The sequence below is a fragment of the Vibrio sp. 1078-1 genome (genome assembly GCF_033340475.1).
Map to the genome: position 1 here is coordinate 31,279 of NZ_JAWOWM010000019.1, position 23,282 is coordinate 54,560.

The 23,282-nt window shown below is 45.2% G+C and carries 21 protein-coding genes; 4 read left to right on the forward strand and 17 right to left on the reverse strand.

Annotated elements, in window-relative coordinates:
• The first annotated feature begins 4 nt into the window (after nt 1-4).
• Entirely contained in the window at nt 5-469 is a 465-nt protein-coding gene (gene rnhA / locus R7190_RS22660; RefSeq protein WP_005380384.1) for a ribonuclease HI, read from the forward strand.
• On the opposite strand, the gene R7190_RS22665 is transcribed toward rnhA, so the two are convergent.
• The gene (locus R7190_RS22665) at nt 466-1,212 is read right to left on the reverse strand and encodes a class I SAM-dependent methyltransferase (RefSeq protein ID WP_167415388.1); all 747 of its coding nucleotides are present in this window, start codon (nt 1,210-1,212) and stop codon (nt 466-468) included. The genes rnhA and R7190_RS22665 overlap by 4 nt on opposite strands.
• 37 nt (nt 1,213-1,249) lie before the next feature.
• Between R7190_RS22665 and gloB the strand changes: the two genes are divergently transcribed.
• The 3 genes from gloB (at nt 1,250) to R7190_RS22680 (ending at nt 4,529) form a co-directional block, all read left to right on the forward strand.
• Nucleotides 1,250-2,008, forward strand: a complete 759-nt coding sequence (gene gloB, locus R7190_RS22670) for a hydroxyacylglutathione hydrolase (RefSeq protein ID WP_005380380.1) — start codon at nt 1,250-1,252, stop codon at nt 2,006-2,008.
• 254 nt (nt 2,009-2,262) lie between these two features.
• A complete protein-coding gene (locus tag R7190_RS22675) occupies nt 2,263-3,846 on the forward strand; it encodes a LysM peptidoglycan-binding domain-containing protein (RefSeq protein WP_017820746.1) in 1,584 nt (527 codons plus the stop codon).
• Nucleotides 3,843-4,529 carry a YIP1 family protein gene (locus tag R7190_RS22680; RefSeq protein WP_033905504.1) on the forward strand — a complete coding sequence of 229 codons (687 nt, stop codon included), beginning with the start codon at nt 3,843-3,845 and terminating at the stop codon, nt 4,527-4,529. Before R7190_RS22675 ends, R7190_RS22680 begins: the two co-directional genes overlap by 4 nt.
• Nucleotide 4,530: 1 nt before the next feature.
• Here the strand turns inward: R7190_RS22680 and R7190_RS22685 are convergent, their stop codons facing one another.
• The 16 genes from R7190_RS22685 to R7190_RS22760 all read right to left on the reverse strand — a co-directional run bounded on the left by R7190_RS22685 (nt 4,531) and on the right by R7190_RS22760 (nt 23,267).
• Nucleotides 4,531-5,376: an endonuclease/exonuclease/phosphatase family protein gene (locus tag R7190_RS22685; protein WP_033905505.1), complete on the reverse strand. Its 846-nt coding sequence runs from the start codon at nt 5,374-5,376 to the stop codon at nt 4,531-4,533.
• A gap of 140 nt (nt 5,377-5,516) precedes the next feature.
• Entirely contained in the window at nt 5,517-5,855 is a 339-nt protein-coding gene (gene glnB, locus R7190_RS22690) for a nitrogen regulatory protein P-II (protein WP_005380372.1), read from the reverse strand.
• 187 nt (nt 5,856-6,042) lie between these two features.
• On the reverse strand, nt 6,043-6,357 hold the full coding sequence (locus R7190_RS22695; RefSeq protein ID WP_005391816.1) for a c-type cytochrome: 315 nt from the start codon (nt 6,355-6,357) through the stop codon (nt 6,043-6,045).
• A 70-nt stretch (nt 6,358-6,427) separates the two neighbouring features.
• Nucleotides 6,428-7,738, reverse strand: coding sequence for a tRNA lysidine(34) synthetase TilS (gene tilS / locus R7190_RS22700; RefSeq protein WP_054577593.1), 1,311 nt, complete (start codon nt 7,736-7,738; stop codon nt 6,428-6,430).
• Between the two features lie 106 nt (nt 7,739-7,844).
• Nucleotides 7,845-8,804, reverse strand: coding sequence for an acetyl-CoA carboxylase carboxyl transferase subunit alpha (gene accA / locus R7190_RS22705; protein ID WP_054577592.1), 960 nt, complete (start codon nt 8,802-8,804; stop codon nt 7,845-7,847).
• A gap of 46 nt (nt 8,805-8,850) precedes the next feature.
• Entirely contained in the window at nt 8,851-12,330 is a 3,480-nt protein-coding gene (gene dnaE / locus R7190_RS22710) for a DNA polymerase III subunit alpha (protein WP_005385364.1), read from the reverse strand.
• Nucleotides 12,331-12,411: 81 nt separating this feature from the next.
• Nucleotides 12,412-13,047, reverse strand: coding sequence for a ribonuclease HII (gene rnhB, locus R7190_RS22715; protein WP_085570097.1), 636 nt, complete (start codon nt 13,045-13,047; stop codon nt 12,412-12,414).
• A gap of 9 nt (nt 13,048-13,056) precedes the next feature.
• The gene (gene lpxB / locus R7190_RS22720) at nt 13,057-14,196 is read right to left on the reverse strand and encodes a lipid-A-disaccharide synthase (protein ID WP_017636041.1); all 1,140 of its coding nucleotides are present in this window, start codon (nt 14,194-14,196) and stop codon (nt 13,057-13,059) included.
• Between the two features lie 119 nt (nt 14,197-14,315).
• On the reverse strand, nt 14,316-15,104 hold the full coding sequence (gene lpxA, locus R7190_RS22725) for an acyl-ACP--UDP-N-acetylglucosamine O-acyltransferase (protein ID WP_005380357.1): 789 nt from the start codon (nt 15,102-15,104) through the stop codon (nt 14,316-14,318).
• A 1-nt stretch (nt 15,105) separates the two neighbouring features.
• A complete protein-coding gene (fabZ, locus tag R7190_RS22730; protein WP_005380349.1) occupies nt 15,106-15,558 on the reverse strand; it encodes a 3-hydroxyacyl-ACP dehydratase FabZ in 453 nt (150 codons plus the stop codon).
• Nucleotides 15,559-15,790: 232 nt separating this feature from the next.
• A complete protein-coding gene (lpxD, locus tag R7190_RS22735; protein ID WP_005380347.1) occupies nt 15,791-16,822 on the reverse strand; it encodes a UDP-3-O-(3-hydroxymyristoyl)glucosamine N-acyltransferase in 1,032 nt (343 codons plus the stop codon).
• A gap of 6 nt (nt 16,823-16,828) precedes the next feature.
• A complete protein-coding gene (locus tag R7190_RS22740) occupies nt 16,829-17,338 on the reverse strand; it encodes an OmpH family outer membrane protein (protein ID WP_165935368.1) in 510 nt (169 codons plus the stop codon).
• A gap of 13 nt (nt 17,339-17,351) precedes the next feature.
• Nucleotides 17,352-19,766: an outer membrane protein assembly factor BamA gene (gene bamA / locus R7190_RS22745; RefSeq protein ID WP_005391802.1), complete on the reverse strand. Its 2,415-nt coding sequence runs from the start codon at nt 19,764-19,766 to the stop codon at nt 17,352-17,354.
• Between the two features lie 44 nt (nt 19,767-19,810).
• Nucleotides 19,811-21,169, reverse strand: coding sequence for a sigma E protease regulator RseP (gene rseP, locus R7190_RS22750; protein WP_017820751.1), 1,359 nt, complete (start codon nt 21,167-21,169; stop codon nt 19,811-19,813).
• Nucleotides 21,169-22,374, reverse strand: coding sequence for a 1-deoxy-D-xylulose-5-phosphate reductoisomerase (gene ispC / locus R7190_RS22755; RefSeq protein WP_005385353.1), 1,206 nt, complete (start codon nt 22,372-22,374; stop codon nt 21,169-21,171). Before ispC ends, rseP begins: the two co-directional genes overlap by 1 nt.
• 50 nt (nt 22,375-22,424) lie before the next feature.
• Complete coding sequence (locus R7190_RS22760) at nt 22,425-23,267, reverse strand: phosphatidate cytidylyltransferase (protein ID WP_005385351.1); 843 nt, start codon at nt 23,265-23,267, stop codon at nt 22,425-22,427.
• Nucleotides 23,268-23,282 lie beyond the last annotated feature (15 nt).

Here is a 23,282-nt window from a genome sequence, read left to right on the forward strand (position 1 = left end):
AAATATGACCAAACACGTTGAGATTTTCACTGACGGTTCTTGTTTAGGTAACCCAGGACCAGGTGGTTACGGCATAGTATTGCGTTACAAAGACGTAGAAAAGACACTTTCCAAAGGCTATACGTTAACTACCAACAACCGCATGGAAATGTTGGCGGCTGTCGTCGCGCTACAGACGTTAAAACAACCTTGTAAAGTCACTTTAACGACTGACAGCCAATATGTGCGCCAAGGTATTACTCAGTGGATCCATAACTGGAAGAAGCGTGGTTGGAAAACAGCGGATAAAAAACCCGTGAAGAATGCCGATTTATGGCAAGCTCTAGACAAAGAAACCGCACGCCATCAAGTTGAATGGCATTGGGTAAAAGGCCACGCGGGCCATCGTGAGAACGAAATGTGTGATGAGCTAGCCCGGACTGCCGCAGAAAACCCAACTGAGGAAGATACAGGTTACCAACCCTCTTAGCGAGATTCTTTCCTCATAGTGTTACCCTCTCGATTCATCACCCCAAGTGGTGTGAGCTTTTTCTTCAAGCGCCAATGCGGTTTGATAGGCTTGAGAGGGTATGTCCGTTTCCGCGCGACTATGTAATACAAACTCCCAACGGGTGATGCCCAATCACCAAGACTATTTTCCAACCATGTCCACATCGTACGGTAACGTTTCATCGGAAACAGCGCATAACGATCACAATGAATCACTTGATAATTAAGTAACCCTAACCAATCTTTGATGCGGTTCGACGTAAACATTCGTCCACTCCAAGGCAAATTATGTTTACGCCATGGAAGCAAACTCGCTAATCCAGTCAAGCTTAATGGGTTGAATCCAGTAATAATTACATAGCCATCATCCATCATCACTCTATCGACTTCACGCAACAAACGGTGTGGATCGCTTGCATAGTCGAGCTGATGAGCGAGTATCACAACATCAAAGCTTTTTTCCAAAAAGGGTAATTCGTAACCATCTGCAATCACATTATGCAACGGGTTCTGGATATCTACGTTGACTTGGTGTTGAATGTTACAATTACAGCTGGTTAGCTCACAGCTCAACCCGCCCAGTTTGAGCATATGGTAGCCGAAGAGTTTCGGGCACCATTCATCAAGTCGGGTCTGGATTGACTCAAGCACCCACGGACCGTTGTTCATTGCTGACCAAGTCGACGGGTGTGGTATAGTTTTGTTGCTGAGTGCTGGTTTCATTAACCACCTGACTAAAATGGGTGACGGAGAACGAATCGTGTTAGAGATCAAAAGCATACCCGCATTTAATGATAATTACATCTGGCTGATACAAAATAGCGATAAGCGCTGCGCAGTCGTTGATCCGGGCGATGCGAAGCCAGTATTAGAATTTCTGCAGGCTAACGAATTAACTTTAGAAGCGATTTTAATTACGCACCACCACAACGATCACATTGGTGGCGTTCCAGACTTAGTGCGTGCATTTCCTAACGTCGCCGTTGTGGGCCCAAAATCAGAGCCAATTCCAACCCTAACGACACCAATGGAAGAAGGCGACAAGCTAGAGTTGTTTGGTGAGATTTTCTTAGTACTTGGGTTACCCGGTCATACTTTGGGCCATATCGGTTACGTTGGGGACGGAAAACTGTTTTGCGGTGATGTGCTCTTTTCTGCTGGCTGCGGTCGTATTTTTGAAGGTACACCTGAGCAAATGTTTGAATCACTGAGCAAACTAACGTCTCTACCAGAAGAAACTCAAGTCTTCTGCGCACATGAATACACGGCGAGTAACGTGGCGTTTGCTCTAGCGGTTGAACCTGACAATGAGCAACTTCGCCAATATCGCGACGATGTAAACCGACTGCGAGCACTCAACATTCCGACACTTCCAACAACAATACGCAAAGAAAAGTGGATTAATCCGTTCTTGCGAACCTCTAACCCTGACGTGGTTCAATCTGTTGCTAGTCGTATTAAAAATAGCGATCCATGCTCGGTTTTTACTGCTTTACGCGAGTGGAAGAACGAATTTTAACCATTTTCTGCTTGTAAGTTTGCAAGACCCCAGTATTATCAGGGACTGATTTTTCGAGAAGCGCCACTGGCGCTTCTCTTACGTTTGGGGTTGATATAAATCTATTTGAATTTCTCCCCATTGCATAATTAGAAGCTCTTTGCCTCTATAAATTAGTTAGTGTTTAAAAGATGTCTATTATCTTGCGACTGCCACGCACATTACGTTGCGCGACAGGCAGGTGAAGATAAACAGGCCCTAAATAGGCTGAATCCATGCGTTTGAAGTATACTTGGGCGTTGGCGTTGTTATTATCTGGCTGTCAATTGACTCAGTCAGATTCAACGTCTTCTACACCAGAAACCAATAAATCTGAGCAGACTGCAAAGCAAAATGCAGTAAAAGCTCAACCGGGCAATAAATCGTCACTAGCAAAAAAATCCGCTAACGACGCGCCTAAAGTTCTCTCCCCCCAAGAACAAGAAGATGTGTGGCAACGTATCGCCATGCAGCTGGACATGGATATCCCAAACCACAAGAAAGTGGACTACTACCGTACGTGGTATTTAAAGCACCCAAATCACCTTTACACGGTATCTAAGCGTGCGACTCCTTTTTTATACATGATCACAAAACGTATCGAAGAGCGCGGACTCCCAATGGAGCTTGCATTACTTCCTGTAGTGGAAAGTTCATTCGATGCCTTTGCCTACTCACATGGTAGCGCGGCTGGGTTGTGGCAATTTGTCCCTGGCACCGGAAAAATGATGGGACTAGAGCAAAACTACTGGTATGACGGTCGCAGAGATGTGGCAGCAGCAACGGATGCAGCGCTGGACTACCTAGTACAACTAAACGAGCGTTTTGATGGTAACTGGGAACATGCAATCGCCGCTTATAACAGCGGTGGAGGCCGAGTTTCTAGCGCAATTCGTAAGAATAAAAAGCTCGGTAAACCTATCGATTTCTTCTCATTAGACTTACCAAAAGAGACCAGCAGTTACGTTCCTAAGCTATTGGCCTTGGCTGACGTTATCGCAAACCAAGACAAGTACGGACTTAATATTCCTGCAATTCCAAACAAGCCTGTTCTAACGCTTGTTGATCCAGAAGAGCAGTTAGATCTGGCTATTGCCGCAGATTATGCCGGCATTAGCGTAAAAGAGTTGCAGAGTTACAACCCAGCATACAACCAGTGGTCGACAGCGCCTGAGGGGCCGCACCAACTTTTGATTCCCGTAGAGAAAAAAGAGACTTTTCTCACCAAGGTGGAGAAAAATCGCGGTAAAGGGATGAAGGTCGCTCGCTACAAGGTGAAATCTGGTGACTCTTTAAGCGTGCTAGCTAATAAATACGGCACAACCACGAAAGTCATTCGACGTGCCAACGGCCTATCGAATAACAACATTCGTATTGGTCAATACCTATTGATTCCGACATCAACAAAAGACGATGCAAAATATGCATTAACGGCACAAAACCGATTAAACAAGACTCAATCTCGTGCTCGTGGTCAACTCAAGCTCACCCATGTCGTTCAGTCTGGAGAAAGTTTGTGGTCAATCGCACGTAACAATAAAGTGTCGTATAAATCGTTAGCTAAATGGAATGGTATGGGCCCTAAAGATCCATTGCGTGTGGGTCAAAAGCTAGTGATTTGGAAGGACTCAGACAAAGGTTCTGTGATCCGTACCGTTTTCTACAACGTTCGCTCTGGCGACACCATTAGCGGCATTGCAAGCAAGTTCAAAGTAAAAACGAACGACATCGTGAAATGGAACTCGCTACACAAGAAAAAATACTTACAACCAGGTCAAAAGCTTAAGTTGTACGTTGACGTAACGAAGGTAAGTGTATGAACCCATCAAGCAATCCACTTGTGATGCTGTTGGACATTTTTCGTTCTCCAACATCTTGTTTTCTCGCGCTTTATCAACGCGGTGGATGGGGATGGCAACCGTTCATCTTCCTGATGCTTAGTCCGTTTTTATTCTGGGGTGCTTACTTTTCGAATGTCGATTTCACGTGGCTCAGTGACCAACTTGCTGCGCAATTTCAGCAAATCGACCCGAAGCAGATTGAGCTATTAGAACCAAACACGCTAATGGCAAGCGCGATCATCAATGATGTATTCAACCGCTTTGCCACCTTAATATTGCTCGCGCTTTGGTTCTTTCTTGCAACAAAGGCAAGCAAACAACAATACGGTTACTGGAAATGGTTTGCCGCATCGTGTGCTATCTTATTCCCAGCAGTATTGGGCGATGTAGCAAGCTACGCGAGCTTGCTACTCAAGCATGGTCAGGTAATGACTTACGCTGCCGATTTAAATAGCCTCAATGGTCTATTAAAGCTGCCTCTTACTAACGAATGGTCTCATTTCGCTAGCTCGTTACCTTTGCTTCTGCCTTGGTACATTGTGCTCGGCTACGGCGTTGTACTGACGTGGACGGAGTTTGAACGTGGCCAAGCTTTGGTGATTGCAAGCCTGCCATGGGTATTCTTCTACGTTATTTGGGCACTTTATATTGTGGTAACCTAAGCTAGTCATTTAACGTAAATGACAATAACAATGGGTTATGATCGGAAGCGTCGCTCTGCGGCGCTTTTGCGTACTTAAGCGTCAGACCTCGGTAAAACACATGGTCCAGTGGTAACCCTGTTATAAATTGGACTCGATGATCCGGCAAGAACGTCACCTCTTGTAAGTCCGCAGCCTTTAAGGCCTGCCTCATCGCATTAACGCGAGATTCACTCCAGCTATTGAAGTCTCCAGCAAATAGAATTGGCCCCACATGATGCTTTAAAAGCATTTCAAGCGCCGTTAACTGAGATACATACTCTTTTGTACCCACGGTGAAGTTAATCGCATGTACATTCACCACTGCGAGTTTCTCGCCATTACTCAAGTGATACTGGCTATATAATGCAGACTTAGGTAAGCGAAGCCACGGCTCTTTAGAGGTGTAAGCGCAGGCTTTTTCTGGTTGCCCTTGAGCAATACTAATTACACCGGCACCGCTACCCAGCGCCTTAAAAGCACTCACTTGATTACTAACCCAGCGACCATCCACCAACCACTGTTTAAATGATGGTGTCATGCTGGCTTCTTGCAATAACAGTAACTGCTTATCAGCAGAAAACTCATCGAGTGCACGTTGCCAATTAGCCCGGTTCTGTTTGTAGATATTCCAGACAAGCACATTGATTTTGCCGTCATGATCGAGAGCTTTTGAATCGCTAAATTCGATGCACCTGATATCTTGTGTCAGCTCGGTACCTGTTTGAGTAATAATTTGCGGCTGATCTGGTACGGTGAAAATAACCTGGAAGCCAACCAATACCGCCATTACGAGAAAAGCTAACGCCAGAAAAAAACGCTTAAACATACGACAAACCTGAATGTAGGCACCCAAAATCTAGAACAACAAATCTCGGGTTAAATGATTTCACTAATAAGCAAACAACAAAAAAGGAGCCACTTGGCTCCCTTTTAGCATAATAAATACGAAACAGGTGACAAGAAACCTTAGATCGCGTCTTCGTCTTCTTCACCAGTACGAATACGAACCACACGCTCAATATCAGTGACAAATATTTTACCATCACCAATCTTACCAGTTTGCGCGGTTTCAATGATTGTCTCTACGCATTTATCAGCCACATCTTCCGTTACAACGATTTCGAGCTTCACTTTAGGTAGAAAGTCCACCATGTACTCTGCACCACGGTAAAGCTCGGTGTGACCTTTTTGGCGACCAAAGCCTTTCACTTCAGAGACGGTCATCCCTGTAATGCCAACTTCAGCTAGCGCTTCTCGAACATCATCCAGTTTAAATGGCTTGATAATCGCTTCAATTTTTTTCATGTTCATCCCTTAAGCTTCAATCGATTGCGCTTATTATCGTTTAGCGTTTCGCAACATTCAATGTTTGTCTCTGATCCACCAGCGAAAATCCAGATTGAGCAAATTAACATAGCGAATATCGTGAGTTGATAAAACCCCAGTGAGGACTGCTCAATGCCCAATCGTCCAAGCTTTTTCAGACTCGCGTTTACTTCAAACTTGCGTAGTAAGCCGCTAGGTTAGCGATATCTTCATCAGACAACAATGAAGCTTGAGCTTGCATCACAGCAGCAAGCCCACCTGTTCGCTCTTTATTTTTATAAGCTTTAATTGAACTGATAATATATTGCTCATTTTGCCCTTTCAGATTTGGGTAACCCGGAATGACAGCAATACCATCAGCGCCATGACACGCCGCGCATACTCCCGACTTTGCTTGACCTGCTGTAGCATCTCCCGCAGCTAGAGCTTGCCCACTAAACATGGTTAACGCCACCATTGCACCCATGATTGTTTTCTTCATTGCTTCACCTAATCAATTATTATTTAAGGATTTTTATATTTTATAATCGACATTGTGGCATGAATTTTCATTACCTGCGCCAAATAAGTTCACAATCTTGACCATTAAACGCCTGATCAACGAACAGATCTGCCACAGCAACGACTCGGTCTTGGTACATTAAAATCGGAATTTGACGACGCAGCCAGCTTGGCACATTGTATTCTTGGAATAACTTCTTCAGTTTTCGACTGTGATTACGCGTGGTTGGATGCGCTGATAAACCTTCCGGATTGAAGGTCACGCGAAGCAATTCTGGCTGACTCGGTAGCGCAATCGTTGCGTTACTAGAACTCGTCGTTAAGGTCAGCTCCCCGAGTCCCTCAGGCAGCGACAAAGTCGCATCAACCTGAATCGTACTTTGCCACTTAGTGACATCAGCCGTGTCCGTTACCCAATAGAGACGATTTCGAAAACGGCGCACTTCACCTTGTTTAAGTTGTAGTTTGGGGTTGGCATCTTGCTGAGCTAATGCCACTTCATTCCAGATAAGATTGAGTTGTACCTGAGTCGGCATACTAGTATTAAGCTTAGCTAGCCACATACGAATCAAGCGCGCACGTGCTAATTCACTGTGCTTAGCCAGTTCTTCAATACTCAAACTTAGATCCGTTTGTAAAGCGCGTTCAAACACCGCGCTCAATAGTTCATCCAATAGCGCTTCTTGTTGAGCACATAAGCTTGCACTGCGCTGAACCGCTTGATGGATACTCGGCCAACGACCAGACAATTCAGGAACAACACAATGACGAAGAAAGTTACGATCATAACGGGTATCTTGATTGCTTTCGTCTTCCACCCACTCCAAGCCTAATTTAGTAGCGGCGTCTTCGATGGTCTTCCGCTTGATAGTAAGCAATGGTCGAACTAGAGATCCGCAAGAAAACGGCATACTCTCCGCCATCGAAGATAACCCTTTTGGCCCGCTACCGCGCTTAAGAGCAAGGAGAAAAGTCTCTATTTGATCGTCGGCATGTTGACCAGTCAACAGTATATCGCCTTCTTGAATGTACTTAGTTAAGGCTTGGTAGCGAGCTTCACGAGCAAGAAGTTCAATACTTTCACCATTGCTGATGTCTAAGCTCACTCGCTCAATCGAGCACGATATCCCCACTTGTTGTGCCCAAAGTAAGCATTTATCGGCCCAATTATCGGCATTCGAGCTTAAACCATGGTGCACATACACAGCGTGACACTCTACAAAGTGCGCTTGTTGGTAGCGACTGAGTAATTCGAGTAAAAGACGTGAATCCACTCCTCCGCTAAACGCCAAGACAACCTTAGTGCCTAATTGATAGTAGCGGTCGAGAACTTGAGCAAAATGCGGGTAAAGCGATTCCATAAGCGATCCGATAGGTACAAAAAAGGGCTGGACTCTCATCCAACCCTTTCTATTTTAACTGTTATCACTTGAGATATCAGCTAACGCTTAATAGCAATCACCGAAATTAACAGTAACCGTAGCTCATTAGACGCTGGTAACGACGCTCACGTAGCGCCTCTTCATCCAATTGTTCTAGATCTTCTAGCTGACGAAGTAATGTCGCTTTCATATTCGCTGCCATTTGAACATGATCGCGATGAGCGCCGCCTAGTGGCTCTTCAATGATTTCGTCGATCAGTTCAAGCTCTTTAAGACGCGGAGCAGTTAGACCCATTGCCTCTGCCGCTTGTGGCGCTTTGTCTGAATCACGCCATAAGATTGAAGCACAACCCTCAGGAGAAATTACTGAGTACGTAGAGTACTGAAGCATGTTCACGTAGTCGCCTACACCGATTGCTAATGCACCACCAGAACCGCCTTCACCGACAACGTTACAGATTACTGGTACTTTAAGACCAGACATCACTTTTAGGTTTTTCGCGATAGCTTCAGATTGACCACGTTCTTCTGCGCCCACACCTGGGTATGCGCCAGCCGTGTCAATAAATGTGATGATCGGCATGTTGAAACGCTCTGCCATTTCCATCAAGCGTAGAGCCTTACGGTAGCCTTCTGGTTTCGGCATACCAAAGTTACGTTTCACCTTTTCTTTGGTCTCACGACCTTTTTGGTGACCAATGATCATCACAGGGCGGCCTTCAAGGCGAGCCATGCCACCCACAATCGCTTTGTCGTCTGCAAACGCGCGGTCACCCGCTAATTCATCAAACTCCTCAAAAGCGTGTTGGATGTAATCCAGCGTGTAAGGACGTAGTGGGTGACGAGCCAGTTGAGCTGTTTCCCATGCACCTAGGTCACTGAAGGTTTTTTTCTTCAGCTCTAAGCTTTTCTTCTCAAGCTGTTCGATTTCTTTATCCAGGTCAATCGCAGAATCACCACCGTGACGAGAGACATCACGTAATGCTTCAATTTTCGCTTCTAGTTCTGCAATTGGCTTTTCAAATTCAAGAAAGTTTAGGCTCATCTATGAATCCTTGTTTACTCAGCGTCTAACATATTGCGCTGAATTTTTAGTTAAATTCGAGTTCTACCTGGCTTTTGCCAAGCAACTGTTTTAAATCGTCGAGTAATGTATCACTTGGCGTAACTCGCCACTCGGTGCCCAATGTTAACCGCGCTCTGGCGTCGGCACGCTGGTAGTATACATTGACGGGTACGGTTCCGGCTTTGTGCGGTTCTAAAATACGGCTGAACTGCTCAAAAAACTGATCGTTGATCTGATTTGCATCTATCGATACCGACAAACCACGAGCGTATTTCTCGCGCGCACTGCCGAGATCCATAACTTCACGCGCCGACATTTTAAGGCCACCGTTGAAGTCATCAAAGCTGACCTGTCCAGAAACGACCAAAATTCTGTCTTTTTCGAGAAGTTCAGCGTATCGATCCAGTGCATCTGAGAACAACATCACTTCCATGCGACCACTTCGGTCATCCAGTGTCATAATGCCAATTCGTGTACCACGCTTAGTCGTCATTACACGAGCGGCAATAACCAGACCTGCCACCGTGACAGATTGGTCGCGGCGAGTGGGCGTTGCGTCTTTTAGTCGACAACTGGTGTATTTGTTTAGTTCCTTTACGTAGGCGTTAATTGGGTGCCCTGTCAAATATAGACCTAGGGTATCACGCTCGCCCTCTAACCACACTTTTTCTGGCCAAGGCGGAACCTGCGTATACTTATGCTCTACTTCTTCAGGTGCATCCGTTAGCACACCAAACATATCCGTTTGACCAAACGCTTCAGCTTGGTGATGTTGACTTGCTGCTTTTACCGCATCATTGAGTGACGCCATCATCGCCGCGCGGTGTGGGCCTAGTCGATCCAACGCGCCCGCGTAAATCAGCTTCTCTATCACTCGTTTATTGACGCGTTTTAGATCAACTCGAGCACAGAAATCAAATAGGTCTTTAAAGTGACCACCTTTATTTCTCGCCTCAAGAATCGCATCGATAGGACCCTCACCTACCCCTTTTATCGCACCAATACCGTAAACAATTGCGCCATTTTCATCAACATTAAAGCGATATAAGCCAGAGTTGATGTCTGGTGGCAGCACGGTGAGCTTCATACGGAAACACTCATCGACCAAGCCAACGACTTTTTCCGTGTTATCCATATCGGCTGTCATTACCGCAGCCATAAATTCGGCAGGGTAATGTGTTTTCAGCCAAAGAGTCTGATAAGAAACCAATGCATAAGCAGCAGAGTGCGATTTGTTAAAACCATAACCGGCGAACTTCTCTACCAAGTCGAAGATTTTCATCGCCAACTCGCCATCGATACCGTTCTTTATCGCACCTTCTTCAAAGATAGCACGTTGTTTTGCCATCTCTTCTGGCTTTTTCTTACCCATTGCACGACGAAGCATGTCCGCACCACCTAGCGTGTAACCTGCTAAGATCTGCGCAATCTGCATTACCTGCTCTTGGTACAGGATGATGCCGTAGGTTGGATCTAGCGTCTCTTTTAGCGACTCGTGTTGCCACTTTTCATCTGGATAAGAGATCGCTTCTCGACCATGTTTACGGTCGATAAAGTTATCTACCATGCCCGATTGCAAAGGACCCGGACGGAAGAGTGCTACCAATGCGATGATGTCTTCGAAACAGTCTGGCTGAAGTCGTTTGATCAGCTCTTTCATGCCTCGAGATTCAAGCTGGAATACTGCTGTCGTTTCAGAGTTTTGCAACAAACGGAAAGAGGCGGGGTCTTCTAACGGTATGGATTCAATTTGAACCGGTTCTTTACCTTCTCGCTCTAGGCGTGGGTTAATCAGCCCTAACGCCCAGTCAATAATGGTTAAGGTACGTAAACCTAAGAAGTCAAACTTAACTAGGCCAGCGGTCTCAACATCGTTTTTATCAAATTGAGTAACCGGAAAGTGACCTTCAGCGTCTGCATAAATTGGCGCAAAATCGGTAATTGTTGTAGGTGAAATTACAACACCACCAGCGTGTTTACCGGCGTTTCGCGTACAGCCTTCCAAAATATGACACATGTCGATGAGTTCTTTAACTTCCTCATCGGCCTCATACAATTCAGGTAGTGCAGGTTCAGCTTTAAACGCTTTATCTAGCGTCATACCTGGATCGGGCGGGATCAGCTTTGAAATACGATCAACAAAACCAAATGGGTGGCCCAATACGCGGCCAACGTCACGGATTACCGCTTTTGCCGCCATGGTACCAAACGTGATGATCTGAGACACCGCGTCACGACCGTACATTTCCGCAACGTGGTCAATAACCTGGTCACGTTTATCCATACAGAAATCGACGTCGAAATCGGGCATCGAAACACGTTCTGGGTTCAAGAAACGTTCGAACAGCAAGTCGTATTCTAGTGGATCCAGATCGGTGATTTTTAGTGCGTAAGCCACCAAAGAACCAGCACCGGAACCACGTCCAGGACCGACAGGAATTCCATTATCTTTTGACCACTGGATGAACTCCATTACGATCAAGAAGTAACCAGGAAATCCCATTTGGTTGATAACATCTAGCTCTATCTGAAGACGTTCATCATATTCAGGGCGGCGACGTTTTCTCTCTTCCTCATCTGGAAATAGGAACTCTAAACGCTCTTCCAACCCCTCTCGGGATTTCATGACTAGGAACTCAGTCTCTTTCATCCCTTCGGTTGGGAAAGCTGGTAGGAAGTACTCACCTAAGCGCACAGTCACGTTACAACGCTTCGCTATCTCGACACTGTTTTCTAACGCTTCAGGAATATCAGCAAACAGCTCACACATTTCTTCTTCTGTACGAAGATATTGCTGCGGACTGTAGTTTTTTGGCCTACGCGGATCTTCTAATGTGTAACCATCGTGAATCGCTACGCGTATTTCATGAGCATCAAATAGGTCTGGACTCAGGAATACAACTTCATTGGTCGCCACTACTGGCAAGTCTTGCTGCTCTGCCAATTCAACCGCAAAGTGAAGATAAGTTTCTTCATCTGGACGACCGGTACGAAGTAGCTCAAGATAAAAGCGATCTGGAAAATGCTGTTTATAAAAATCAACACACCCCTGCACTATTTGACGGTTGCCTTTCAAAAGGCCGCGACCAATTTCCCCGCTTTTACCGCCGGATAATACAATCAAGCCTTCAGACATTTCAGCCAACCAGGCTTTATCAATCACAGGGTGGTGTTGAACATGTCCACGTAAGTACGCTTTTGATATCAATAACGTCAGGTTCTTATAACCTACATTATCCGCCGCAAGCAAAGTCACTTGTGTCAGCTCTTCACCAAACTCGTCCGACTGCATTTTAAAGTCAGCACCAATGATCGGTTTAACACCACTGCCATGCGCCGTACCGTAAAACTTCACCAAACCACATAGGTTGGTAAAGTCGGTCAACGCCATTGCGGGCATACCGAGCTCAGCAACTTTCTTTACGATTGGCGGAACTTTGTTGAGGCCATCCACCATCGAGAAGTCACTATGAACACGCAGGTGGATGAATTTGGGATCTGACATTAACAGGTACCGTGTAACTCTATTTTGTTGGGGATTCTAACCTAAAGAGGTTGGGTTTATAACACCAATTAGATCGTTTGATTATTCTATGCCTAACGCTTTTTTTACTGGCTTGAAACTCTTGCGGTGTTCACTGATCACTCCGTGTTGCTCAATCGCTTCAAAGTGCGCTTTAGTTGGGTAACCTTTGTGCTTCGCGAAGCCAAATTGTGGATGAAGTTTATCCAACTCTTCCATCTCTTGGTCACGCACGACTTTGGCAATAATTGACGCCGCACTGATTTCGGCAACACGTAGATCGCCTTTTACTACAGCTTGAGCATCCATTGGCAGCTCCGGACAACGGTTACCATCAATCAACACCAAATCAGGTTGAACCTGTAACCCCGCCACTGCACGCTGCATCGCAACCATAGTCGCCTGCAAAATATTCAGTTGATCGATTTCTTCAGGAGAACAACGCCCGACCGCCCACGCCAATGCTTTTTCTTTGATTTCAGGAAGCAACGCCATGCGTTTCTTTTCGGTCAATTTTTTCGAATCGTTCAACCCTTCAATAGGATTGTGAGGATCAAGGATAACCGCAGCGGTGACGACGTCTCCCACCAAAGGGCCACGTCCTACCTCGTCGACTCCGGCCACAAGCTGGTAACCTTGCGGATATTCAAACGGAGGGAGTTCAACTTTGGTTTTGGTCGCTTTTGGTTTAACAGCCATGATAAATCTCTATTTTTCAATCAGTTTTAGAACCGCGTTTGCGGCTTGTTGATCCGCATCTTTACGGATCCAATGATGCATTTCCGTAAACTTATCTAACATCGGTTTATTGTCGCTTTCCAATAAGCGAGAAACCTCAGTAAACAAATTGTCTGGTGTGCACTCATCTTGTAGATATTCTTTGACGAGCTCATCATCCGCCAAGATATTCGGCAATGACACATACTTCGTTTTCAATAGACGTTTAGCTAAGAAAGCAGTAAATGCATTCACACGATAACCCACCACCATTGGACGCTTGAGAAGCATACACTCCAACGCTACGGTACCGGAGGCCAACATCACGGCATCGGATGCGGTGATGACGTTGCGTGCGGTGTCATCAACTAACTTGAAGTCCAACTCTGGCGCTAGCTCTTTCCATGCTTGTTCAAACTGCTCACGGCGTTTTTGATTAACAAGCGCGACAACAAACCCCAGTTCTGGAAATTTTTTATGGAGTAACTTGCAGGTTTCAATAAATGGCTCTGAGAGCATTTTTAACTCGCTACCACGACTGCCTGGCAGGACAGCAAGCCACTTTTTATCTTGTTCTAAACCAAGCAACTCACGTGCAGGCGCTTGTTCTGATTCTAGTGGGATGGCATCAGCCAAGGTATGACCAATGAACTCGCAAGGTACATTAAATTTGTCGTAGAACGCTTTCTCAAACGGAAGAAATGCTAGCACCAAGTTCGTTGCCGCTTCTATTTTAAAGATGCGCTTCTGACGCCAAGCCCAAACAGACGGACTCACGTAATGAACGGTTTTAATGCCCGCTTGCTTGAGGTCAAGCTCCAGGCGTAAGTTGAAGTCAGGAGCATCGATCCCGATGAAAACATCAGGCGGATTCTGAGTAAAATACTGAACGAGCTCAGCTTTCACTTTAAGAAGTCTCGGTAAGCGGCCTAAAACCTCGACTAATCCCATCACCGCAAGCTCTTCCATATCAAACAGAGACTCGCAACCTTGGGCTATCATTTTCGGACCACCAATGCCTACGAACTCTGCGTCTGGATATTGTTGCTTTACTGCTTTGATAAAGCCTTCACCTAGCGTATCGCCAGACAATTCTCCGGCAATGATGCCAATACGTAATGGTCTTTCCATATCTACTTCGCTATTTTTCCTGTGCGCTATGGATAACGGTTTGCCTTATCCATAAAACACAAAAAGATCGTAACCTCAAATTTGGTCACGATCTTTTTATTTATTGGTTCATTCGCCAATTAACGAATAATGCCACGTTCCGTCGTTTCCAGAATATCTGAGAAACGCTTCACAGCCGGCCACTCTTGAGCCATTTCAGCCAGAATAGGCTTCACTTCTTCTAGCGTCTTACCTGAACGGTAGATTTCTTTATACGCTTTTTGTAGCGCACGAATCTCTGGTTTCTCAAAGCCATTACGCTTCAAGCCAACAAGGTTCAAGCCGAATGGAGTAGCGTGGTTACCTTGCGCGAGTACATAAGCTGGGACATCTTGCACCACAGCTGAACAGCCGCCAATGTATGCGTAAGCGCCCACTGTACAAAACGGATGAATCGCAGACAGTGCCATCACACCGGCATAGTCATCAACAGTAACGTGACCACCAAGAATCGAGTTATTACCGATATGAGTGTGGTTACCAATAACAACATCATGCGCAACGTGTGCATTAACACACAATAAGTTGTCATCACCAATGATCGTGGTTGCTTTGTCTTGCACTGTGCCGCGGTGAACTTGGACCGCTTCACGAATGACGTTACGGTCACCGATAACCACAGTTGTGTCTTCACCACCGTATTTTTTGTCTTGGTTTTCTTCACCAATGACAGCATGTGGGAAAATACGGTTATCTTTGCCAATAGTTGTGTGACCTTTGATCACAACGTGAGACATCACTTCTGTGCCTTCACCAATTTCAACCGTAGAGGTGATGTACGTAAAAGGACCTACTGTTACGTTAGCACCAATTTTGGCGCCCTCTTCTACCACCGCTGCCGGGTGGATTTTAGCGGTTTCATGAATCATATTAAAACTCTCGACGAGCACACTTCAGTTCTGCAGAACATACCACTTCGCCGTCAACTTTTGCTACACCGCTAAATGCAGCAATGCCGCGACGTTCTTTCAGAAATTCTACCTCAATAACCAATTGGTCGCCCGGAACCACTGGTTTACGGAATTTCGCGCCGTCTACGCTTGCAAAGTAGTACAGTTCATTTTCTGTTGGTGCACCAAATGATTTAAATGCAAGTAAGCCTGTTGCCTGAGCCATTGCTTCTAAAATCAAAACACCTGGGAATACTGGTAGTTGAGGAAAGTGACCTGTGAACTGAGGTTCGTTAACCGACACGTTTTTAATCGCGTGAAGGTACTTCTCTTCTTGGAAGTCTATCACTCGGTCGATCAATAAGAATGGGTAGCGATGAGGTAGTAGCTCTTGAATTTCAGAGATGTTCATCGTTTTCTTTTCAGTAGTCAAAGTCGTCTTCCTATATCAATTTTTTGCCGCCAAGATGGCAAACGTGGCAACAGGTCGTAAAGCCGAATCGCTTTGCAATATACTAGCAAAATACGCACCATCTTGGAGTTAAATCTACTTAGAGCGCGTCATTATAGAAGAAAAAGACCCGCATTTCGCGAGTCTTCTTACAGAATATGGAACTAGAACTTGTTAGCCTTCGTGTTAAATACAGAGCGAAAGATAACTTGTTCTAAATTTCTTCTTTCTGTTCCAGCTGTTTTTCAACCGCTTTTAGGCGCTTATTCATCTCATCAATACGGTGAACTCGAGTTGCGGTCTTACGCCACTCTCTGTTCGTTTGTAGTGGGATACCTGATGAGTAAAGGCCTTTTTCTTCGATACTGCGCATTACCATGCCCATACCTGTAATCGCCACACCATCTGCGATAGTGATATGGCCATTCAGAACAGACGCGCCGCCAATCTGGCAGTACTTACCAATTTTTGTACTGCCCGCGACAATAGTACCACCAGGCATCACGGTACCATATCCGATCTGCACGTTGTGCGCGATTTGAAGTTGGTTATCCAGAATGACATTGTCTTCAATGATAGTATCTTCGAGTGCACCGCGGTCAATCGTAGTACAAGCACCAATCTCAACGCGGTTACCGATACGCACTGAACCAAGCTGAGGAATTTTAATCCACTCGCCTTTGTCATTCGCGTAACCGAAGCCATCAGAGCCAATGACGGTACCCGATTGAACGAGACAGTCATCACCCAATGACACTTCATGGTAGATAGTGACATTAGCCCAAAGCTTGGTGTTATTCCCTAGCTTGGCGTTCTTACCGATAAAACAACCAGCACCAACACTTACGTTGTCGCCGAGTTCCACGCCCGTTTCAATCACAGCGTTAGCGCCGATTGTAACGTTCTCACCCATCTTAACGTCAGCGGCAATCACAGCACTTGGTGCAATATCGTCTGCCGGTTTTGGTGTGGTATCCATCGCTTGGACCACACGAGCAAATGCGACATAAGGGTCTGAAACCACTAGCGCATTTCCAACGCATTGATCTTTATGCTCAGCCTTTACCATAACAACGGTAGCTTGGCACTCAGAAAGGTGTTTTGCGTATTTTGGGTTAGACAAGAAGGTTACGTCACCTTCTTGTGCTTTATCCATTGGAGCAACACGGCTTACAACGAGAGACTCGTCACCAAACAGCTCACCCCCGGTAATTGTCGCCAATTCGGCTAATGTTAATGTCTTCATAACTTCTTATTTTAGAGCTTTAATTACGTCTTCAGAGATATTGTATTCTGGCTTGCCGTACTGCAAAGCAGAGATATCAATCACAAGATCGTAACCATTTTTGTCTGCGACTTTCTTAACTGCATCTTGAATCGTTTTGAAAAGCTTCGCTTTTTCTTCAGCTTCACGACGCGCACTTGCTTTTTCAAGTGCTTGTGCTTTCACTTTGTACTCGCTGTCGAGCTTCGCGATATCGATACGTAGCTTTTCAACTTCGTCTTGACCCAAAAGCTCGCCGTCACGTTGTAGCTTCTCAATCTTTGTTTTAGCTTGTGCTTGGATTGACTTCAGTTCATCAGCTTTGCTTTTGAAGTCTTTCTGCATTTTTTGTAGTACAACTTCACGTTGAGGAAGAGCTTGAAAAACTTGAGCTGTATTTACGTAAGCAATTTTCTGTGCAGCTTCTGCCGCATTTGCAAACATTGAAGAGCTCAGTGCAAGAAGGCCAATCCCAGCCGCTTTGATCATTTTATTCAAAATATTTTCCTCTTTAGAAAGTTCTACCGATAGTGAATGTGAAGAACTCTTCATCATCGCCATCAAATTTCTTAATTGGTTTCGCTAGTGAGAATACTAGTGGCCCCATTGGAGACATCCACTGCAACGCCGCACCGTAAGAAGAGCGGTAGTTGGTTGGATCTGAGTAATCGTAGTAGTAACGGTCACCATATTCCGCACCTGAATCGCGGTAGTCAAACTCCGTATCCCAAACACTTGCCATATCAAAGAAGATACTGGTACGAATTTGGTTTTGTACTTCTTCTGATGCAAATGGTGTTGGGACAATCAACTCAACACTTGCTAGCGCTACGGCGTTACCACCAACAGAGTCATCTGTTGCTGTATCTGCGCCATTGTTTGAACCAGATGTATCACGGTAAACCGCTTTAGGACCAACAGAGTTTGAGCCAAAGCCACGAAGCGATGTAAAGCCACCTGCGTAGTAGTTTTCGTAGAATGGGAACAAGTTATCGTTACCATCCGTTTGACCGTAACCATTACCGTAACCTAAGCGGCCACGGAACAAGAGGGTAAACTCGTGCTTTTTAGTCAATGGCACATACTGACGAACATCGTACTGCATTTTGAAATATTGAACGTCAGAGCCAGGTACGGTCATTTTATAGAATGCACGTTGATGGTTACCTGCTGTTGGGAAATAGCCACGGTTTAAGTTATTACGTGTCCAAGAGATATTGAAGTCGAAGTCGTTTGTGTTCAACGCTCCACTAGAATCAATGTTGTCTGCTTGTGCTCGTAAGAACTGCTCTACCTGCAAGTAAGGCGATAAGTTACCGATCTTGTTGTGCGTATAACCGACACCGAATTCAAAACGGTTCAACTCATCGAATGGGAAGCCCCACGTTAAGCTCGCGCCATAGCTTTCGTTGGTATAGTCAACGATATTGGCTTCTTTAGCTTCAAATTCGTTATAGAAAACCTTACCACCTAAGCTTACACCGTCTAAGTTCCAGTACGGATCACGGTAATCTAGACTGATGTTTTTCTGGTAGTCATTCATCATCGCGTTGATACCAACACGGTTACCGCTACCAATAAAGTTATCTTGTTGCAGGCCAACCTGGAAGCTCACACCCGATTCTGTACCGTAGCCAACACCGAAGTTAACACTACCAGAGTTTGCTTCTTTGACAGAGTAAACTAGGTCAACTTGATCATCACTACCAGGAACTCGAACCGTCTGTACTTCAACATTTTCAAAGTAGCCCAAACGATTTAGACGAGTTTTACCCGTTTCAATCGATTTCGAGTTCAACCAACTGCCTTCCATCTGACGCATTTCACGACGAAGGACTTCATCTTTGGTTGAGTTATTACCCGTGAAGCGAATATCACGAACATAAATTCGGTTACCCGGGTCTACGTTAACGACCAAAGAAACTTCTTGATTCTCGTCGTCAAACTCTGGAATGGTATTCACTTGAGGATAAGCATAACCGGACTCACCAAGCACACGCTTAATCCCTTCTTCCATTGAAGTCACCAACGAGCCGTTGTATGTCTCATTGTCTTCAAATGGCACAAGTCTTTCGAACGTCGCTTCCTCACCAATCAAATCACCACGGAACTTCACGTCCTTAACGGTGTAAACCTCGCCCTCTTCTAGACCAAGAGTAATGTATACCCCTTTCTTGTCAGGAGAGATTGCAACTTGTGTCGAATCAACGTTAAATTTTAAGTAACCACGATCCAGGTAGAATGATTTGAGTGCTTCAATATCACCTGCAAGAACTTGCTTTTGATACTTTTCATCAGAAAGGAAATTCCACCACGGCACATCAACATTTAAGTTAAAGCGCGAAAGCAGTTCTTCATCACTGAACACTTCATTACCGATAAAGTTGATTTGCTGAATTTTTGCCGACACACCTTCAGTAAAGACAAACTTAAGATCAGAACGATTACGTGGTAGTGGAGTCACCACCGCTTTTACTGTTGCGTTGTATTTACCTACGCTGTAGTAAAAGTCTTCTAAGCCTTTTTCAATGTTGCTTAGCGTGGTGCGGTCAAGCGCTTCACCTTCACGAACGCCAGACGCGTTCAGGTTTTCTTGTAGCTGCTCGTCCTTGATTGCTTTGTTACCTGAAAAAGAGATGCTTGCAATGGTAGGACGTTCTTTGACTTGAACCATCAGAACACCACCGTCACGCAACACTTTCACATCTTCAAAGTTACCAGATGCATACAGGGCGCGGATAATTTCTGCAACATCGCCTTGGCCAATGGTATCACCGACACGTACAGGCATTTTCAACAATGCAGCACCCAGTGCTACACGCTGCAATCCATCGATTTCAATATCTTGAACTACGAAGTTCTCTGCTCCATTTGCAGATACACTGGTCGCCAGTAAACTTGCAAATAGAATTCGCTTAATCGCCATACTTGTTCTAATTATTCCTTGCTACTGCTTTTGTCTCTGAACTATCACAGACGAGTAAAATCATTAAATAGCGCTAACGCCATGAGCGAGAAGATGATCGCACCACCAATTCTAAAGCCCATTTCCTGCACTTTCTCAGGAACAGGACGTCGAATGACTGCTTCAATTGCAAAAAACAACAAATGACCGCCATCCAACATTGGTAAAGGAACGAGATTAATAATACCTAGGTTAACACTAATTAGAGCGAGAAAACCTAAAAAGTAGACCAAACCATAATCTGCTGTCGCGCCTGCGCCTTTGGCTATTGATATTGGTCCACTCAGATTATTCAGACCAACGTCTCCAACAATAAGCTTCTTAAGCATGCTGATTGTCAAACCAATGACTTGGCCAGTTTTGTCTACTGCTTTACCTATTGACTCGAATACACCAAACTGAAGATCGAAGCGATAACTTTCTGGCCATTCTGCGACTTTAGGTGCAATACCTGCAAAACCAACGACTTCTTTGTTAGCTAGCTCACGGCTACCGGGCGTCAGCGTCAATGTTTGCTCATAACCCTGACGTAACACCGTCAATTCAAGCGGTGTATCAGGATTAGAACGAACCGCTTCAACCACTTGCTTCCATTCGGTTACGCGTTGTTGACCAATTGCGACAACCTCATCACCTGGAAGCACACCAGCTTTTTCCGCCGCTCCACCTTGCGAGACCTGCTCAATAACTCGATACACCTCCGGTGTATACGGAGTAAAACCTAACGACTGCATCGCTGACTGAGTTTCTGGGTCGAACTTCCACTCACGTAAATCGAGCGTTTTCGTTACTTCTGAACCAACTTCATTCGCTGACGTTAGTGTTACCGTCATCAAATCATCGCCAATATGAGAAATCAATCCCATATTTACTGATTCCCAATCCGGAGTTTTGATACCAGATATCGATTTAAGTTCCATTCCAGATTCAATTCCAGCTTCCGCAACAATCGAATTGGGCGTAACTTCACCAATTACAGGCTTAACAGCCGGGATACCAATTAGAAATACCAGCCAATAGGCAAAAATTGCGAAAAGAAAATTAAAGATGGGGCCAGCCGCAACAATAGAGGTTCGCTTCCATAACGGCTTCTTATCAAACGCTAGGTGCTTCTCATGTTCTGGCACCTCATCGACACGGCTATCAACCATTTTCACATAGCCGCCGAGAGGGATCATTGAGATGCTGTACTCCGTTCCGTCTTTGCCTACTTTACTCCAAATAGACTTGCCGAAACCGATTGAAAACTTTTCAACTTTAACGCCGCAACGGCGAGCAACCCAAAAATGCCCAAATTCGTGCACGGCAACAAGAATGCCCAGTGCGACGATAAAAGAAATGAGATTCCACAATATACCAGTCATCAGCTACGCTCGCGTATGGTTTCTAGGGCAATAGTTCGTGCCATTCTATCTAGCTCGAGCAAGCTTTCCAAGCTATTCGCATTCTCAGCTTTGCAGCTTGCGTTGATTTTATTCAACACAGACTCATTGATGCGAGCAATATCGGTAAAACCTAGTCTGTTATTTAAAAATGCATCAACAGCGACTTCATTAGCTGCATTCAATGCTGTTGTTGCGTGTTGACCTTCATAACAGGCATCAATTGCGAGTTTTAAACATGGGTAACGAGCAAAATCAGGCTGCAAAAACGTCAGCTCACCAACTTTCGTGAAGTCTAGCGGCTTAACCCCAGCTTCCACTCTTGACGGGTATGACATGGTGAGCGCAATTGGCGTCGCCATATCCGCTTCTCCCATTTGTGCCAAGACCGAACCATCACGATACTGAACCATAGAATGAATTACCGATTGAGGATGAATAACCACCTTCAGTTGTTCGCGAGCAGCATTAAATAGCCACTTAGCTTCGATATACTCAAGGCCTTTGTTCATCATCGTGGCAGAATCAACAGAAATTTTTGGCCCCATCGACCAGTTTGGATGAGCAATCGCCTGCGCGGGTGTCACCTGCTCCAGTTCTGCGATGTCAGTGTAACGGAAAGGACCACCAGATCCAGTCAACAAAATATGAGAAATGCCATGTTCTTGTAAATTGCAACGACCTAGATTGGTTTGTACTTGCTGTGGTAAACATTGGAAAATGGCGTTGTGTTCACTGTCGACGGGAAGTAGCTCTGCGCCAAATTCTTCAACGGCATCAATAAATAGCTGGCCTGACATTACAAGTGCTTCTTTATTTGCCAACAAGACTCGCTTACCTGCTTTCACGGCAGCCATGGTAGGCAATAAGCCGGCTGCTCCTACAATAGCAGCCATTACACTGTCGACCTCGTCCAGCGAAGCAATATGGCATAGCGCATCAACACCACCTAGCACTTCGGTACCTGGCGAAACCGAGTGTAGCTCAGCTTGAAGTTGAGACGCCGCAGCTTTATCTGCCATGACCGCATATTTAGGTTGCCACTGACGACATAGACCGATCATCTTTTCAACGTTAGTGCTTGCCGCTAAGGCAACGACAGAAAACAGATCTGGGTTTTGTTCGACCACTTTAAGCGTGCTTGCACCAATTGATCCAGTAGCACCAAGAATCGTTAACTTTTGCATGTTGTAAGACCGTTAGAAAGCTCAGGAGCGACGACGCCGCTCCTGATAAATTAGAATACGTAGTAAAGAAGAGCAAAAACTGGGAATGCTGCGGTTAGGCTGTCGATACGATCTAGCACACCACCGTGCCCTGGGATAATGTTACTGCTGTCTTTAATGCCTGAGACACGTTTGAACATACTTTCAACCAGATCACCAAGCACTGAAATAACGACAGTAACCAGCGTAATCAGCACCATATGGACAGGGCTAGTGAACTGGATATCGAACCAATCAGCAAATGCCCACGCTACGATTAATGCCGTGATAATGCCACCAATTAGCCCTTCAATGGTTTTATTGGGGCTTACATGAGGAGCCATCTTACGTTTGCCTAAGCTTTTGCCTGCAAAGTAGGCGCCGCTATCTGCAGCCCATACCAAGAAACAAACGTACAACACAAGCTTTGCGCCGTGGTATGGATCTACAGTGATGTCATACGCTCTGAGAATAATCACACTCCAAAGGAATGGGATTAATGTCAGAAAACCAAATACATGACGTAAAACAAAATTACTTTGCCAAGATTTCGTCGTTTTGGGGTAAGTAATCGCCATTAAGCTAGCAATAATCCACCAAACAAAACCAATACCCAAGACGACATAATGAGGTGTCGTTAAGTGATTGAGGCTATATGCATCAGGCGAGATGTATAGAAAACTAAGTCCGGTAATAATGATTGCCGGCACAAGGGCAGCAATGCGAGAGTTGCTTCCTGTAAACTGAGTCCACTCCCAAAAACCTAATAGCGTTATTGCAGTTAAAGCGGCAATAAAGCCCATTAGCGGTAATTTAAAAATGCCTAAAATAACCAGGGGAGCTAAAATTAGTGCTGTTATTATTCTCTGTTTCAAACTAACTAGTCCTTA

Excerpts from the sequence above, each read along its gene's own strand:
- dnaE (WP_005385364.1), bottom strand. The coding sequence starts at position 12,330 with ATGTCAGATCCCAAATTCATCCACCTGCGTGTTCATAGTGACTTCTCG.
- R7190_RS22685 (WP_033905505.1), bottom strand. The coding sequence starts at position 5,376 with ATGTTTAAGCGTTTTTTTCTGGCGTTAGCTTTTCTCGTAATGGCGGTA.
- rnhB (WP_085570097.1), bottom strand. The coding sequence starts at position 13,047 with ATGGCTGTTAAACCAAAAGCGACCAAAACCAAAGTTGAACTCCCTCCG.
- rnhA (WP_005380384.1), top strand. The coding sequence starts at position 5 with ATGACCAAACACGTTGAGATTTTCACTGACGGTTCTTGTTTAGGTAAC.
- tilS (WP_054577593.1), bottom strand. The coding sequence starts at position 7,738 with ATGGAATCGCTTTACCCGCATTTTGCTCAAGTTCTCGACCGCTACTAT.
- rseP (WP_017820751.1), bottom strand. The coding sequence starts at position 21,169 with ATGACTGGTATATTGTGGAATCTCATTTCTTTTATCGTCGCACTGGGC.
- R7190_RS22680 (WP_033905504.1), top strand. The coding sequence starts at position 3,843 with ATGAACCCATCAAGCAATCCACTTGTGATGCTGTTGGACATTTTTCGT.
- glnB (WP_005380372.1), bottom strand. The coding sequence starts at position 5,855 with ATGAAAAAAATTGAAGCGATTATCAAGCCATTTAAACTGGATGATGTT.
- lpxA (WP_005380357.1), bottom strand. The coding sequence starts at position 15,104 with ATGATTCATGAAACCGCTAAAATCCACCCGGCAGCGGTGGTAGAAGAG.
- lpxD (WP_005380347.1), bottom strand. The coding sequence starts at position 16,822 with ATGAAGACATTAACATTAGCCGAATTGGCGACAATTACCGGGGGTGAG.
- R7190_RS22675 (WP_017820746.1), top strand. The coding sequence starts at position 2,263 with ATGCGTTTGAAGTATACTTGGGCGTTGGCGTTGTTATTATCTGGCTGT.
- bamA (WP_005391802.1), bottom strand. The coding sequence starts at position 19,766 with ATGGCGATTAAGCGAATTCTATTTGCAAGTTTACTGGCGACCAGTGTA.
- ispC (WP_005385353.1), bottom strand. The coding sequence starts at position 22,374 with ATGCAAAAGTTAACGATTCTTGGTGCTACTGGATCAATTGGTGCAAGC.
- lpxB (WP_017636041.1), bottom strand. The coding sequence starts at position 14,196 with ATGGAAAGACCATTACGTATTGGCATCATTGCCGGAGAATTGTCTGGC.
- R7190_RS22665 (WP_167415388.1), bottom strand. The coding sequence starts at position 1,212 with ATGAAACCAGCACTCAGCAACAAAACTATACCACACCCGTCGACTTGG.
- R7190_RS22695 (WP_005391816.1), bottom strand. The coding sequence starts at position 6,357 with ATGAAGAAAACAATCATGGGTGCAATGGTGGCGTTAACCATGTTTAGT.
- accA (WP_054577592.1), bottom strand. The coding sequence starts at position 8,804 with ATGAGCCTAAACTTTCTTGAATTTGAAAAGCCAATTGCAGAACTAGAA.